Source organism: Prochlorococcus sp. MIT 1318 (assembly GCF_047304505.1).
Lineage (GTDB): Bacteria > Cyanobacteriota > Cyanobacteriia > PCC-6307 > Cyanobiaceae > Prochlorococcus > Prochlorococcus marinus_D.
The window spans coordinates 1,201,837-1,215,057 of record NZ_CP138958.1 but is presented as its reverse complement, the minus strand read 5'-3'; the positions used below and the strand labels follow the sequence as shown (position 1 = coordinate 1,215,057).

The following is a 13,221-nucleotide window of genomic DNA, read 5'->3' as shown; positions in this document are numbered from 1 at the left end:
TCCCACAACCATGCCGAAGGTGCTTGCCCTCGAAACAAGTTGTGACGAGTCGGCTGCCGCAGTCCTACGTCTAAATAACGGGTGTTTGCAGGTTGTCGCTAGCCGAATTGCTTCTCAGGTTGAGAAACATGCCCAGTGGGGAGGAGTGGTACCGGAAGTGGCCTCTCGCTTGCATGTGGAGGCTCTGCCTCATCTTGTAGAGGAGGTTTTGCAGGAGGCGGGACAGTCGATGGCTCGCTTTGATGCTGTAGCGGCAACGGTGACCCCTGGGCTGGCCGGAGCACTAATGGTCGGATCGGTGACAGGCCGATCTTTGGCTGCTCTGCATGCGCTGCCTTTTTTTGGCATTCATCACCTGGAGGGACATTTGGCTTCAGTGCGCTTGGCGGAACATCCTCCACGCCCTCCTTATCTGGTGCTACTTGTGAGCGGGGGACACACTGAGTTGATTCGGGTCGGGGCAGAGAATGAGATAGTGCGTCTTGGACGTAGCCATGATGATGCTGCTGGAGAGGCCTTTGACAAAGTTGGGCGTTTGCTCGGTTTGGCCTATCCAGGTGGCCCCGCTGTTCAGGCGCTGGCCGCGGCTGGAGACTCTGGCAGATTTTCTTTGCCCAAAGGACGGGTCTCTAAGCCTGGTGGTGGATTTCATCCCTACGATTTCTCTTTCAGCGGATTGAAAACCGCAATGCTGCGCCTGGTTCAGACTCTGTCAGAGGCTGGTGAAGACCTGCCCCGCGCAGATCTTGCTGCCAGTTTTGAGCAAGTGGTTGCAGATGTTTTGGTCGAGCGCAGCTTGCTCTGCGCTAATGACCAGGGCCTAAAAACTGTGGTGATGGTTGGAGGAGTCGCTGCTAACCGCCGCCTAAGAGAACTGATGAGCAAACGTGGACAAGAACAGGGGATTGAAGTGCACACGGCACCGCTTCGATACTGCACGGATAATGCCGCCATGATTGGAGCAGCGGCCTTGCAGCGATTGGCGTCTGGGGATGATGGCAGTTCTCTTGAGTTGGGAGTGGCAGCCCGATGGCCATTAGACAAAACCGAGGTTTTGTACCATTCACCTCCCCCATTCTGAAGAAGCGAATTAGCTTGAGCTGGTCTGCTATGCAGCGATGGCTTCTGAATCTCCACATGATTCCAACACCTCTGCTGAACCTGTCAGTAGTGAAGAGCTAAACGCTTGGCGGCGAGGGTTCACTCCACAGGCCGAGATCTGGAATGGTCGAATGGCAATGGCGGGATTGATTATTGGGATCAGCGTGTTGTTGTTGTTGCGTCTAGTCATGCCTGCTGATTGCAGAGCCTGGCTGAATTAGGTGTCGTTTAATTCCGCCCACGAATGCTTTGGGCTAGTTCATTGGGCTTGAGACTTACGGATAAAGCTTGTTCTGGCTCAACCTTGCCCTGTTCGACCAGGGCTAGAAGTGACTGATTGGCGGTCACCATGCCATCAAACCCACTCTTCTCCATGATCTCCTCCACCTCATCAAGGGCTCCTCGCTGGATGTAGTCCTTGCAAGCATCGGTGTTGATGAGGATGTCATGAAAGGCGGCTCTTTTGTTATCACTCGTGCGCAGCAATCCCTGGGCGATCACCCCCAGCAGTGATTCGGAAAGGGAACGCCTCACACTCTCTTGCTCTTCAGGTGGATACATCCCCAGAACCCGTTCCACGGTTTTTACCGCTGAATTAGTGTGCAGGGTGCCGAAGACCAGATGGCCGGTCTGAGAGGCTTCCAGGGCGGTGGCTAGGGTCTCCTGATCGCGGATCTCTCCGATCAGGATCACATCTGGGTCTTCTCTGAGGGCGGCGCGTAGGGCGTGATGAAACTTCAGGGTGTGCTGCCCCACTTCCCTGTGCCTTACAAGCGATTGCTTGCTTTCATGCACAAACTCAACGGGATCCTCAATGGTGAGGATATGGCGGTTCTCGTTGCGGTTGATCCAGTCGATCATCGCCGCCAGGGTTGTGCTTTTCCCAGAGCCTGTCGGCCCGGTCACCATGATCAGGCCCTTGGGCTTTGCCGCCATTTCCCGCAGCACATCCGGCAGATTCAGATCTTCCAGGGTCAGGATTGTCTGGGGGATCAGCCGAAGCACCATGGCTGGTCCCCGCAGGGAATCCAGCAGATTGATTCTCACCCTGACGAAAGAGAAGGTATGGGAGCCGTCGAATTCTTTGCTTCTAAAGAATTCATCGATCTGATTCGCAGAGAGGATCTCTTGCAACCAACCCTGAAATCTTTCTGGATCGGTTACAGGCCAATCTGTGCTTTGCATTTCGCCGCGGTCTCGGAAACGGGGCACTTCGCCAACGCCTAGGTGTACATCGGAATGTCCTTTTTGATAGGCGATTCGTACGATCTCCTCCAAGTTGGGAGAGACCCCAGGCGTGGCTCCAGCGAATGGCGTTAATCCCTCTGTAGATGAGGTTGATATCGGTGTCGTCGACTGAGAGGCTGACTTTGGCGCTTGGGGGGGGAAGTTGGGAGGAAAGACCGGTTGACTCACGAGGGGAAGGTGGCCGCTCTCTTTAGCTTCGTCGCGGCGATGCTCTTGGCAAGTCCGCGCGCTCTTTTGGTGATCAATAAGCACTCTTAGGATCCGTTCAAGATTTCTTTTGTTATGGCTGGCTTGCCCCGCGTCACGATCGTGTTGGGCACCCGTCCAGAGGCGATCAAGTTGGCACCGGTTATCCAGGCGTTTCAGGCCTGTGACGCTTTGACGACTCGAGTTGTGCTCACTGGCCAGCACCGCGAGATGGTTGCTCAGGTTATGGATCTATTTGGTCTTTCAGCCAATCATGATCTCGATCTGATGACCCCTCTGCAGACCCTCACTCATGTCACCTGTGGAGCATTGCAAGGCCTCAAGGATGAATTCAAGGCCTACCCCCCCCAGCTGGTGCTTGTCCAGGGAGATACCACTACAGCATTTGCAGCTGCCCTTGCTGCTTTTTATGAGCAGATCCCGGTTGGTCATGTTGAGGCTGGTTTGCGCACAGACAACCTGTTGGATCCGTTCCCTGAAGAGGCAAACCGGCGCCTGATTTCTCAGATCTCCCAGCTTCACTTTGCTCCAACGCCTCGCTCTCAGGCCAATCTGACCAGTTCAGGAGTTGTTGGTGAGATTTTTGTTACGGGCAACACCGTGATCGATGCTCTTTTGCTGATGGCTGAGCAGGCGCCGCCTCTCGAATTTGATGGTCTCGACTGGGCGCATCAGCGCGTCATTTTGGCCACCGTGCATCGACGGGAGAATTGGGGAGATCGGCTTCAAGACATTGCCGAGGGCATGAGAAGGGTTCTTGACCTTCATCCCGACACCGCTTTACTTCTGCCTCTGCATCGCAATCCAACCGTGCGAGAACCAATGCAGGCACTTTTTGGGAACCATCCCAGGGTGGTACTTACCGAGCCTCTCGATTACGACCGTTTGGTTGCTGCGATGAGGGCCTGCACGCTTTTGCTCACAGATTCCGGTGGGCTCCAAGAAGAAGCTCCTGCGCTGGGTAAGCCAGTTTTGGTTTTGAGAAGGACCACCGAGCGACCAGAGGCCATTGAGGCGGGTACGGCCAGGCTGGTTGGTACCGATCCGGAGATGATTGTGACTGAGACAGCTTCCTTGCTTGATGATTCAAGCGCCTACGAGGCGATGGCACGTGCTGTCAATCCCTTCGGCGACGGCAAGGCCAGTCGTCGCATTCTTGAGGCAAGTTGTGCATTCCTGGGCCTCTGAGGCTGCCTTTAGTTCTTGCGGCCACTATCGCTGGTGGCTGAAGCGCAGCCTGGGGCAATGCGAGCGCACATTACTTTTCATTGGCTTGAATCCCTCCACGGCTACAGCTTCAGAGGATGATCCAACCTTGCGGCGTTTGCTGGGGTTTTGCTGCTCCTGGGGTTATGGACACCTTCTTGTTGTGAATCTATTTGCCCGGATCAGTCAATCCACAGTGTTGCTTAAGCAATGTGCTGATCCGATTGGTGATGAAAATGATGATCAGCTTTTGACTCGGGCACGTCAGTGGTCTGAGAACCCTAATTGGGACCTTTGGTTTGGTTGGGGGTGTGGTGGAACTTTGCGTCGACGTGATCTTGCCTTCAAGGCTTTGTTGGAGCGTCATCGCCAGAACCGCATCAGGAACTTTCCTGCTGCTCGCGGTCCTCTCTCGCTTGGCTTGACGCGTGAGGGGCATCCCTGCCATCCCCTTTACATGCCTTGTAAAGAGGTACTTCGACCATTCAATTGGGCAAGTGGGGCAACGATCGGCCATCCTGAGTAGATGGACCTTGGCATTCCGGTTCACTGATGACACGTACCCCACGCCGCTATGCGGTGTACCTCCATCTCTCCGGGGGGCAGACCGAAAAGGTTCATTTTCCTTCTCTTGAGACGTTTCAGCAGTGGTATCAGGGAATCGTCAACGCCTCAGGCAGTGGGGGGTTCGTGAACGTACCGCTTAGCGAGCTCGAGGGCGAGTATCTGGTGGTGCGTCCAGAGGCTGTGATCGGTGTGAGAGTAGAACCTCAGTTCGCAGCCCTCGATGACACCTGAGCGGTTAGGCCTGCTTTGGGGGATCACCGTCTTCGCAGGTGCCGGAGCTCGGATGTTGTCTGCTCTCTCTGGCCTTCCTGGTGTGGTTCTGTTGTTGCTATCTGGCCTGCTGATTGGTCGCTCAGGCCTTGGTTTGGTTGAACCGCTGGATCTTGGTCAAGGACTTGAGACGATCGTTGGTCTGCTGGTGAGCCTTGTGCTCTTTGACGGTGGTCTCAATCTGCGCCTCCCTGGTGACACCATCAAGTCAACTGTGCTGCGCATCTTGCTAATCCGACTAGTGATTTCACTGGCCGCAGGTCTTCTGGCGGCGCATTGGCTGGCTGGTTTGGGTTGGTCAGTGGCAGCGGTTTACAGCGCCATCGTGCTGGCTACTGGTCCGACTGTTGTGACCCCGTTGGTGCAGCAGATCCGTTTAGCTTCTCCTCTGGGGGATGTCCTTGAGGCAGAGGGATTGGTGCTTGAGCCAGTGGGTGCTGTGCTGGCCTTGCTTTTGCTGGAGTTATTGCTGGGCGATTTGCATGGTTGGCGGGAGGTTGCCATCGGGCTGCTGGCCCGCCTGGGTGGAGGCGTGTTGATGGGGGCTGCTGCTGGTTGGCTTCTCTCAGAGGGATTGCGACGTTTAAAACCGGACCCTTCTGTAGGGCTGAGGTTGCAGCTCACCTTGGGTGTGTTATTCCTCTTGTACGCAGTTTGTGAATGGTTGTTGCCGGAGTCGGGCTTGCCGGCTTCTGTAGCAGCGGGGGTGGTGGTCGGTCGCAGGCCTGTTACCCAGTCCGATCAGCTCGATGAGTTGATCCGGGAGCTGGCCCGTCTTGCTATCACAATGTTATTTCCACTTTTGGCTGCTGATGTCTCTTGGGGTGAGCTAAGTCCGCTGGGCTGGGGGGGGGTCAGTTGTGTGCTCGTACTGATGTTGGTTGTGCGTCCTGTTGCTGTCAGCCTTGCCACTATTGGCTTGCCTCTTGATTTCAGGCAGAGATTGTTTCTTGGTTGGCTTGCACCACGTGGGATTGTTACGGCCGCAGTGGCCTCTTTGTTTGCGATTCGCCTTGAGCAGGCTGGGATTTTAGGAGCCGGTCGGTTGCAAGGTTTGGTCTTTCTCACCATCCTGATGACGGTTGGCATTCAAGGCCTCACGGCCCAGCCGCTGGCCAAGGCCCTGGGTTTAATCGCTCCTGAAGATTCAATCGAAGACCACTGCTCAGAGACAACGACGCAGCCTGTTCAAGTCTTGCCCGATCCTGGACAGTAATCCCCATGTTGTGATTAGGTCTGGCCCTTGCAGTCGGCCTAGAAGCGCAGCTCTGAGGCTCTTCATGATCACACCTTTTTTGACGTTGGCAGCCTGAGCAGCATTGGTTAGAAGTTGTTGTGCTTGCTTGACATCAAAGCCGTCCCAGGAAGTGCTATCGAGCTGATCGAGAAGATTGCTAAGGCCTGCCTTGGCTCCTTCCACGGCAAGTTGGTCCAGGCCATCAGCTTGCAGCGTTGGTTCTTCGAAAAAAGGGCGGGCTTGATCGACACCATCCTTAAGCAGTGTCAGAGATGGACCAAGCAGCTCGGCTAGATCCAAACACCAGTTTTCTTCTGGCAGAGCCCAGCCAGCCTCAGCCCACAAGGGTTTGAGTTCATGCAACAGTTGATCTTTAGGCAAGTCATGTAGCACTTGAGAGTTCAGCCAGTTGAGTTTGTCCCAGTCAAACTTTGCTCCTGCTTTATTGACTCGGTCAAAACTGAAGACGGTGGCAGCTTGCTTAAGAGTGAACCGTTCGTCAGTCCCTTCGGGGACTGACCAGCCCAGCAGGGTCATGTAGTTAGCCATAGCTTCGGCTGTGTATCCCATGGCTTGGAAGTCACTGATCGAGGTCACTCCATCCCGCTTGGAGAGCTTGCGTCCTTCGGAATTGAGAATGAGCGGGGTATGGGCGAATTGAGGTATTGGTAATCCAAGGGCCTCATAGATCAGCAGTTGTTTGGCCGTGTTTGCGATGTGATCTTCGCCGCGGATCACATGCGAGATACTCATAGCAGCATCATCAACCACCACCACAAGGTTATAGAGCGGGTCGCCAATTTCCTTGGCTGGAGCCCGACGAGAGATCACCATATCGCCGCCCAAATCTGATCCGCTCCAGTGCATTGGACCGCGCACCAGATCTTTCCAACTGATGGCCGCATCATCATCGATACGGAAGCGCACGACGGCACTTCTCCCTTCAGATTGGAAGGCGGCTTCTTGCTCGGGATTGAGATCTCGGTGACGGTTGTCGTAGCGAGGGGCCTGGCCCTGGGCCTTTTGTGTTTCTCGCATGGCCTCAAGTTCAGTCTCGCTGGCGTAGCAGCGGTAGGCCAGGCCACAATCGAGCAGCTTTTGGATTGCTGCGCGATGGTGATCCACACGCTGGCTTTGAATGATGGGCTGTTCATCCCAGTTGAGGCCAAGCCACTTCAGACCTTCGAGGATATTGGTCGTAAATTCAGGCTTGGATCGTTCTTTGTCGGTGTCCTCGATGCGCAAGAGGAATTGTCCCCCCTGATGGCGTGCAAAGAGCCAGTTGAAAACTGCCGTTCTTGCCGTGCCGATGTGAAGTGTGCCTGTTGGACTCGGGGCCAGCCGAACGCGCACCTTCACAATGACTCTCAGGATTAGGAATATGAACGGGACCGACGGGGTTCGAACCCGCAACTTCCGCCGTGACAGGGCGGTGCTCTAACCAATTGAACTACGGTCCCAGATGAGTTCAGGTCCAGTCGGGAGCTCGCCGAAGGGAAGCTGATCTGTGTCGCCTTATGCAACCAAGAAAGTATCAACCTCTGCCCTGCCTGCCGTCAACTCGCTGGCGGGCGTCTTGTGATCATTTTGAGGATTAATCGATTCGAATGAAATTGAAGACTTCGGATCTGCTTTTTGGGACGCTTGTTTTCGATGTCGAAATAAAGACATCCCTAGTGGCGTTGAAGTTAGGGAACTCAGATAGAGAGCAAATCGAAAGGTTGGAATCACCGTCCCTCTGATTAGGGATGGAATCCTGCAGGTTCGATTAGGCGCACTTGGTTCCCGCGAGCTGTGAATTCGCGTCCCTGATCGCTTTGCACGACCACACGGCCACCAGACTTGACGCGAATGACGCGTGCACGAACCCAACCAAGAGCGGCTGACTCGAGCACTTTGACGACATCACCAGGTTGAAGATCTAACTCCATTCTTGGAACGAGGAAACTGCAGGATGGGCCATCGGACGCGCCGTGGAGGACTTGAACCCCCGACATCAGGTTTTGGAGACCTGCGTTCTACCAACTGAACTAACGGCGCAAGGCGATGGACCCGTCGACCATCACAGAGGTGATGGCATTTGGATTGAACGAGGCCGAAACCTCAGCGGTCGAAGCGCTGCTTCACGCGGGTGGCCTTACCCACCCGTTCCCGCAGATAGAAAAGCTTCGCTCTACGCACTTTACCTCGCCGCTCCACCTTGATGGAGGCCACCTGAGGGCTATGCAGCATGAAAACACGCTCGACTCCGATGCCTTGAAAGATCCTGCGCACGGTGATGGTTTCATGAATTCCGCCGTGGCGCTTTGCAATAACAACACCCTCATAGGGCTGGATCCGTTCCTTATTGCCTTCACTGATGCGTACTCCTACTCGGACGGTGTCTCCCACGTAGATGTCATTTAAATCACTTTTCTGCTGTGTGGCCTCGAACTCTTGGATCAGGGCGTCAGCGCTGAGCCTGAGTTTTGTGGCACTTTTGTTTGTTACATCAGTCACAATGGCTGAGCTGTTCTCAATTGTTGTTGCCGTTTCAGTGTTGTCTTCGCTCATGGAGGTGTCTTTCGAATCCGCCGTCATCCCAGCTCCGGGTTGACTAGCCAAACTACAACTCTACCTGCTGATCATTCTTGCCTTGAGTAGTTTTGCCATTGCTTTGCGGTGAAAGCTCCTCCGTCGATGCTTGGCCATTGCGATGACTCACAAGCTTTTTGGGAATTTAACTTCGTCAGGAAGTCTTCAGCAGCATTCTTGCGCCTGTGATCAGCTTTCAGAGCAGTCAAAGGGCATTGCCTAGAACCTCCTTTGGCTCAGCGTGGGAGCAGGCCATTCACCTTCATGCAAGGTGGTCATTCTTAGCCAATGACCTTGTTTATCAGACATCTCTGGCCAGTGACGCAACAGGGGATATGTGCCTCATGAAGTCATCTTGAGATCAGCAAAGAAATCACCACTTATGGACCCAGCAAGCCAGGCTGTGGCTAACAGGGTTGTTTGAAGCGGTTCATTCGCGCCGTTCCTAGTAGAGAGATTGATAGCGTGACTAATGGAAAGATGGAAGTCGGGCAGAGCCGATAACCAATCATTTGATTTTTTCATATCAGTTTTTCTTCAGCCCTATGAACCTATTCGCTGATCTGCTGGCCTCAACTTCAGAGGCGCGCGCAACGGCTACAGGGCCTCGAATTCAACAGCGTCGAGGGGTGGAAATCAAATCGTCAAGGGAGTTGGCGATCATGCGCAAGGCAAGCCACATCGTTGCCACGGTTCTGCGCGAGATCATGGAGATGGCCGAGCCTGGTCAGACGACTGCTGATCTTGACGTTTATGCCGAGCGCAGGATTCGTGAGATGGGCGCAACCCCTAGCTTCAAGGGCTATCACGGCTTCCCTGCCTCGATCTGCGCGAGCATCAACAATGAAGTTGTGCATGGCATTCCAGGCCCTAAGCGAGTGATCAAGTCCGGTGATCTTCTCAAAGTCGACACCGGGGCTTACTACGAGGGATATCACGGTGACAGTTGCATCACCATCTGCGTTGGGGAGGTGCCTGAATCTGGGCAGAAACTTAGTCGCGTGGCCCAAGAATCCTTGATGGCAGGGCTCTCTAAGATTCGGGCCGGTAACACTCTTCTTGATATCGCAGGAGCCGTTGAGGATCATGTCAAGGCTCATGGCTACAGCGTGGTGGAGGATTACACCGGCCACGGTGTGGGTCGCAACTTGCATGAAGAGCCTTCCGTTTTCAACTTCCGCACGGATGACCTACCCAACATCACTTTGCGTTCAGGGATGACATTGGCCGTCGAGCCGATACTCAATGCTGGCAGTAAGGCTTGCCGCACACTTAAAGATCGCTGGACTGTTGTGACTCAAGACGGCAGTCTTTCGGCTCAGTGGGAGCACACCATCGTGGTCACCTCTGATGGCTGCGACATCCTCACTGATCGGGGCGACTAATGCTGGTGTTGAGTTGTTTTTGATTGTCTGTGGATCCACTTCCTAACAATCGGGAGTAAATCATTCGCCCTAGTTCGGTCAGGGGCATCAGTAGATAAGTAAGAGGGTTGGGGGTGACAATGATCAGATTGATGCCAAGGTCGGCTTGTTGAACAATTTGACTGGCTACTAGATCTGCAGACATTAGCCCGATAGGATTGAGCTCTGAGCGAAAGGGGCCAAGTACAAGCTTGCGGATTTTGAAGACTTTGCGTTGATTCGAGGTGAGGTTGTTCCAGCGCAGGCTGACCAGCTGACCGATCAACCGCTTGCTGATTTCATAGGTGGGGCTGAGGGCTGGTTGGATTTCAGCTTCTGATGTGTTCACCCATAGCTCGCGGGGGCGTATGGATGGTTCTGCGTTGAGGGCGAGGCTCTCAAAGAGTTCCATTAAGCGCCAGCTGCTCAGAGCATTCACCTCTAAGGCCGCTTTGATGTCTTTCGGTGTCTGACGTCCCTGCGGATTGATGCCGTGATTGAGCACAAGCACGTCAAGGCTCACCAGGGTGCTTTTGAGAGATGCTTCTTGGCTGCACTTCCATTGCACCCATTCCTGGGGTGCATCGTCTGATGGCTCTGTGGAGGGAATCGGTCCATGGGTCAATCCGATCACAAAAGCTCCCCGGGAGCGCAGCTTTTGGGTTAGGGCCCTTCCAAGACTTCCACTGGCTCCAGTGATTCCGATGCGGCAGTTTGACCAGCGGTTGTTGAGAGTTGTGATCTGTCCCATTTCTTCAGTTTGGGGCATCCTTTGGTGTGAGCTTCAAGTTGACTGACGTTGCCAATTCCTTCCGAAGCGGCCCAGTTGGCCTTGTTTGCACCCTATTGCGGTGGTGTTTCCAGGCAGGCTGATCTGCAGCGTGCCCTGCGGCTCTTGGCTCAGAGTTCATTGAAAGGAAAGCGACCTCTTCAAGGTGGTCGTGTTCATCGCTTCACTCTTCGTTGGCAGGGAGCTAGGTCGCCACTGGAGCTGTGTTCTTGTCAGTTGTGTTTCCCAGACATTCAAGCTTTGACCTACACCTTTGATGTGTCTACACATCAACTTGTGGATTGGTTGATGGACTGGCCTGAGTTTGATGGTCAGGGAGACCTTCCCAATCGATTCTGGAAGTGGCTGCTGTTGGGTTCTGAAGAGTCTGTGGGTGACGCCTAAATTGCTCAGCTATAGGAACAGGGAGTCCACTGATGGGCAAGACCTTGCTGATTGGATCTTGTGAGCCATTCAGTGGTAAATCGGCGTTGGTTCTTGGTCTCGCTCGCCAGTTGATCGCGGCGAATCAGCCAATTCGCTTTGGGAAGCCTCTGGCCACGAGTGTGGAATGGGATCCCGCAGTTTCCCCTCTGCCAGAACCTTTAATTGATGATGATGTTCGTTTTGTTGGTGCAACCCTGGGTTTGTCTGAGCATCAGCTGATTCCCTCTTTGCATCTCCTGGCAAAGGCAACGGCTGATCACCGTTTGGCGATGTCTCAAATGGATGCTGGCAAAGGATTCGAGGACCTATGCAAACAGCTCGATCTTCATGCTCAGGGCCTCACCATTCTTGAAGCAGCGGGTAGCTTGCATGAAGGCCTTCTTTACGGTCTCAGTCTTGGTCAGCTGGCCCATGGCTTGGATGCCCGCGTCGTACTGGTGCATCTCTGGCAGGACAGCCGCAGCGTCGATGCTTTGTTAGCAGCGAAGGAACAGCTTGGAGATCATCTGGTGGGCATCGTTTTGAATGCGGTAAAACCAGATGAAATTGATGATCTAGAAATCAATGTGGTGCCTGCCCTCGAGGCTCTTGGATTGGCGGTGTTTGGAGTGATGCCCCATTCACCACTCTTGCGCAGCGTGACTGTGGGTGAGTTGGTTAGGCGTCTAGGAGCCCGGGTGATCTGTTGCTCTGAGCGACTTGAGCTCCTGGTTGAGACTCTCAGTATTGGCGCTATGAATGTGAATTCCGCCTTGGAATTTTTCCGTCGTCGTCGCAACATGGCTGTGGTGACTGGTGCTGACCGTACTGATATTCAGTTGGCGGCCCTCGAGGCTTCGACTCAGTGCTTGATCCTCACTGGTGCAGGGCAACCTTTGCCGCAGTTGATTAGTAGGGCAGAAGAACTTGAGGTTCCCTTACTCAAGGTGGATCACGACACACTGTCTACCGTGGAAGTGATTGAGCAGGCCTTTGGTCATGTGCGACTGCATGAGGCCGTCAAAGCAACCTATTCCTTCCGATTGGTGGCAGAACACTGTGACTTGGACCGTTTGTTTGATGTTCTGGGGTTGCCTATGCAGAGTCAATGACCACTGCTAGCTTCGATCCATCGCCATGGGGATGTCCTTGAGTCAGTCTCTGGATCTCCCTGACCTTGATCGGGTCGATACCCTTGCCCAAGAGCTAGCCCTCTTGCAGGACAAGGGCAAGCGCCGCATTGCCATGCTCGGCAGTCGCCATGTGCCGGTGGTAGCGATTCATCTTGTTGAATTGATGGCGCGCTCCCTTGCTCAAGAGGGCCATTCTCTGATCACCTCCGGTTCACAGGGGGTGAATGCCGCGGTGATCCGTGGGGTATTGGAGGCGGATGCCTCTTGCCTAACTGTGTTGCTTCCCCAGAGCCTTGATCGTCAGGCCCCTGAGATTCGCGATCAGCTCGACTCTGTGCTTCATCTCATCGAAAAACCTGAGCACGATGAACTGTCGTTACCGATGGCTAGCAGTCTTTGCAATCAGGAGATCATCAGTCGTTGTGATCAATTGATCTGCTTTGCTTTCCATGACAGTGAGACGTTATTGACCAGTTGTCGCAGTGCTGAGGATATGGGCAAGGTGGTGAGTCTTTTGTTCTTTGATTGAGTTCAGCGACGCGGCAGTGGCAGAACCTGTAGTTGTGTGCCTTCACGGCCCATCACCAAGACCTGATCACCGGCATTTATTGGAGTCTCGAGGTCGATCGAACTGGCGGCCCAGCTTTGCCCATGCCAACGCACACGCCCATCTCCTCCAGCTTTGATTGGCGTCAGAACTTCGGCGATATCCTCGCGTTGGCGAAGCCCACCTGGACTGGGGTTGCGGCGGGCTGACCAACGAGTCAGCCAGAGAGTCCCTAAAACCGTGATCAGCAGGAAGAAGAGCATCTGCAAAATCAGTGTGATGGGAGTGATTGCAGTCAAAATCGATACCACTAAGGCCCCAAGCGCTGCGAACATCAGGCCATCGAAGCTCGGTTGAGCCAGCTCAATGGCTAGGAGGAGGCCAGCTACGGCGAGCCAGATCAGAGGAATCCAAGTGGGAGAAGGCAAGGGATAGGGCGCAGGGCTTTCTCTATCTACTTTGGAGAAGAGCAAGCTGTTTGGAAGGGCTTTGCCGTGGTTCGTTTACGGACCTAGGTTTTGCCTAAACAGGAA

General features: G+C 54.2%; 16 protein-coding genes and 2 tRNA genes. 10 read left to right on the top strand and 8 right to left on the bottom strand.

Annotation, left to right across the window (positions count from 1 at the left end; all coding sequences use genetic code 11):
* Nucleotides 1–10: 10 nt before the first annotated feature.
* Both tsaD and SIB66_RS06015 read left to right on the top strand, forming a co-directional pair.
* Entirely contained in the window at nt 11–1,081 is a 1,071-nt protein-coding gene (gene tsaD, locus SIB66_RS06020; protein ID WP_063421632.1) for a tRNA (adenosine(37)-N6)-threonylcarbamoyltransferase complex transferase subunit TsaD, read from the top strand.
* Between the two features lie 37 nt (nt 1,082–1,118).
* Nucleotides 1,119–1,322: a hypothetical protein gene (locus SIB66_RS06015; protein ID WP_063406282.1), complete on the top strand. Its 204-nt coding sequence runs from the start codon at nt 1,119–1,121 to the stop codon at nt 1,320–1,322.
* A gap of 7 nt (nt 1,323–1,329) precedes the next feature.
* On the opposite strand, the gene SIB66_RS06010 is transcribed toward SIB66_RS06015, so the two are convergent.
* The gene (locus tag SIB66_RS06010; RefSeq protein ID WP_328586383.1) at nt 1,330–2,517 is read right to left on the bottom strand and encodes a type IV pilus twitching motility protein PilT; all 1,188 of its coding nucleotides are present in this window, start codon (nt 2,515–2,517) and stop codon (nt 1,330–1,332) included.
* A 114-nt stretch (nt 2,518–2,631) separates the two neighbouring features.
* On the opposite strand from SIB66_RS06010, the gene wecB reads away from it, so the two are divergent.
* Genes wecB through SIB66_RS05990 form a run of 4 tightly spaced genes read left to right on the top strand, consistent with a single transcriptional unit; the run spans nt 2,632 to nt 5,815 of the window.
* Nucleotides 2,632–3,744 carry a non-hydrolyzing UDP-N-acetylglucosamine 2-epimerase gene (wecB, locus tag SIB66_RS06005; RefSeq protein ID WP_063406284.1) on the top strand — a complete coding sequence of 371 codons (1,113 nt, stop codon included), beginning with the start codon at nt 2,632–2,634 and terminating at the stop codon, nt 3,742–3,744.
* Nucleotides 3,668–4,288: a DUF1643 domain-containing protein gene (locus SIB66_RS06000; RefSeq protein ID WP_063406285.1), complete on the top strand. Its 621-nt coding sequence runs from the start codon at nt 3,668–3,670 to the stop codon at nt 4,286–4,288. The genes wecB and SIB66_RS06000 overlap by 77 nt, the downstream gene beginning before the upstream one ends.
* A 26-nt stretch (nt 4,289–4,314) precedes the next feature.
* Nucleotides 4,315–4,560, top strand: a complete 246-nt coding sequence (locus SIB66_RS05995; protein WP_063406286.1) for a hypothetical protein — start codon at nt 4,315–4,317, stop codon at nt 4,558–4,560.
* Nucleotides 4,550–5,815 carry a cation:proton antiporter gene (locus SIB66_RS05990; RefSeq protein WP_063406287.1) on the top strand — a complete coding sequence of 422 codons (1,266 nt, stop codon included), beginning with the start codon at nt 4,550–4,552 and terminating at the stop codon, nt 5,813–5,815. The genes SIB66_RS05995 and SIB66_RS05990 overlap by 11 nt, the downstream gene beginning before the upstream one ends.
* On the opposite strand, the gene gltX is transcribed toward SIB66_RS05990, so the two are convergent.
* The 5 genes from gltX to rplS form a co-directional block, all read right to left on the bottom strand.
* The gene (gene gltX, locus SIB66_RS05985) at nt 5,765–7,195 is read right to left on the bottom strand and encodes a glutamate--tRNA ligase (RefSeq protein ID WP_063406288.1); all 1,431 of its coding nucleotides are present in this window, start codon (nt 7,193–7,195) and stop codon (nt 5,765–5,767) included. The genes SIB66_RS05990 and gltX overlap by 51 nt on opposite strands.
* Before the next feature lie 27 nt (nt 7,196–7,222).
* A tRNA-Asp gene (locus SIB66_RS05980) sits at nt 7,223–7,296 on the bottom strand.
* Nucleotides 7,297–7,578: 282 nt separating this feature from the next.
* A complete protein-coding gene (locus SIB66_RS05975; RefSeq protein WP_063406289.1) occupies nt 7,579–7,767 on the bottom strand; it encodes a hypothetical protein in 189 nt (62 codons plus the stop codon).
* Between the two features lie 36 nt (nt 7,768–7,803).
* Nucleotides 7,804–7,876: transfer RNA gene (locus SIB66_RS05970), tRNA-Trp, on the bottom strand.
* A gap of 63 nt (nt 7,877–7,939) precedes the next feature.
* Nucleotides 7,940–8,416 (bottom strand): 50S ribosomal protein L19, encoded by a 477-nt coding sequence (gene rplS / locus SIB66_RS05965; RefSeq protein ID WP_063421634.1) that lies wholly within the window; start codon nt 8,414–8,416, stop codon nt 7,940–7,942.
* Nucleotides 8,417–8,955: 539 nt separating this feature from the next.
* Between rplS and map the strand changes: the two genes are divergently transcribed.
* The gene (gene map, locus SIB66_RS05960) at nt 8,956–9,795 is read left to right on the top strand and encodes a type I methionyl aminopeptidase (protein ID WP_011130674.1); all 840 of its coding nucleotides are present in this window, start codon (nt 8,956–8,958) and stop codon (nt 9,793–9,795) included.
* Here the strand turns inward: map and SIB66_RS05955 are convergent.
* Complete coding sequence (locus SIB66_RS05955; protein WP_063406291.1) at nt 9,776–10,582, bottom strand: SDR family oxidoreductase; 807 nt, start codon at nt 10,580–10,582, stop codon at nt 9,776–9,778. The genes map and SIB66_RS05955 overlap by 20 nt on opposite strands.
* A gap of 30 nt (nt 10,583–10,612) precedes the next feature.
* Here SIB66_RS05955 and ebsA point away from each other — a divergent pair, with 30 nt between their 5' ends.
* The 3 genes from ebsA to SIB66_RS05940 are packed head-to-tail and all read left to right on the top strand — an operon-like array spanning nt 10,613 to nt 12,670.
* A complete protein-coding gene (gene ebsA, locus SIB66_RS05950) occupies nt 10,613–10,987 on the top strand; it encodes a type IV pilus biogenesis protein EbsA (RefSeq protein WP_236070221.1) in 375 nt (124 codons plus the stop codon).
* Nucleotides 10,988–11,019: 32 nt separating this feature from the next.
* Nucleotides 11,020–12,120: a phosphotransacetylase family protein gene (locus SIB66_RS05945; RefSeq protein ID WP_063406293.1), complete on the top strand. Its 1,101-nt coding sequence runs from the start codon at nt 11,020–11,022 to the stop codon at nt 12,118–12,120.
* 31 nt (nt 12,121–12,151) lie between these two features.
* Nucleotides 12,152–12,670 (top strand): DNA recombination-mediator protein A, encoded by a 519-nt coding sequence (locus SIB66_RS05940; protein WP_041374719.1) that lies wholly within the window; start codon nt 12,152–12,154, stop codon nt 12,668–12,670.
* Nucleotides 12,671–12,672: 2 nt separating this feature from the next.
* On the opposite strand, the gene SIB66_RS05935 is transcribed toward SIB66_RS05940, so the two are convergent.
* Nucleotides 12,673–13,116 carry an NfeD family protein gene (locus SIB66_RS05935; RefSeq protein ID WP_063406376.1) on the bottom strand — a complete coding sequence of 148 codons (444 nt, stop codon included), beginning with the start codon at nt 13,114–13,116 and terminating at the stop codon, nt 12,673–12,675.
* Nucleotides 13,117–13,221: the final 105 nt, after the last annotated feature.

What these genes read in the sequence shown, in the direction of transcription:
- wecB (WP_063406284.1), top strand. Translation starts at nt 2,632, where the DNA reads ATGGCTGGCTTGCCCCGCGTCACGATCGTGTTGGGCACCCGTCCAGAG.
- rplS (WP_063421634.1), bottom strand. Translation starts at nt 8,416, where the DNA reads ATGACGGCGGATTCGAAAGACACCTCCATGAGCGAAGACAACACTGAA.
- tsaD (WP_063421632.1), top strand. Translation starts at nt 11, where the DNA reads ATGCCGAAGGTGCTTGCCCTCGAAACAAGTTGTGACGAGTCGGCTGCC.
- SIB66_RS05990 (WP_063406287.1), top strand. Translation starts at nt 4,550, where the DNA reads ATGACACCTGAGCGGTTAGGCCTGCTTTGGGGGATCACCGTCTTCGCA.
- map (WP_011130674.1), top strand. Translation starts at nt 8,956, where the DNA reads ATGAACCTATTCGCTGATCTGCTGGCCTCAACTTCAGAGGCGCGCGCA.
- SIB66_RS05940 (WP_041374719.1), top strand. Translation starts at nt 12,152, where the DNA reads ATGTCCTTGAGTCAGTCTCTGGATCTCCCTGACCTTGATCGGGTCGAT.
- SIB66_RS05945 (WP_063406293.1), top strand. Translation starts at nt 11,020, where the DNA reads ATGGGCAAGACCTTGCTGATTGGATCTTGTGAGCCATTCAGTGGTAAA.
- SIB66_RS06015 (WP_063406282.1), top strand. Translation starts at nt 1,119, where the DNA reads ATGGCTTCTGAATCTCCACATGATTCCAACACCTCTGCTGAACCTGTC.
- SIB66_RS05955 (WP_063406291.1), bottom strand. Translation starts at nt 10,582, where the DNA reads ATGCCCCAAACTGAAGAAATGGGACAGATCACAACTCTCAACAACCGC.
- SIB66_RS05975 (WP_063406289.1), bottom strand. Translation starts at nt 7,767, where the DNA reads ATGGAGTTAGATCTTCAACCTGGTGATGTCGTCAAAGTGCTCGAGTCA.
- SIB66_RS05995 (WP_063406286.1), top strand. Translation starts at nt 4,315, where the DNA reads ATGACACGTACCCCACGCCGCTATGCGGTGTACCTCCATCTCTCCGGG.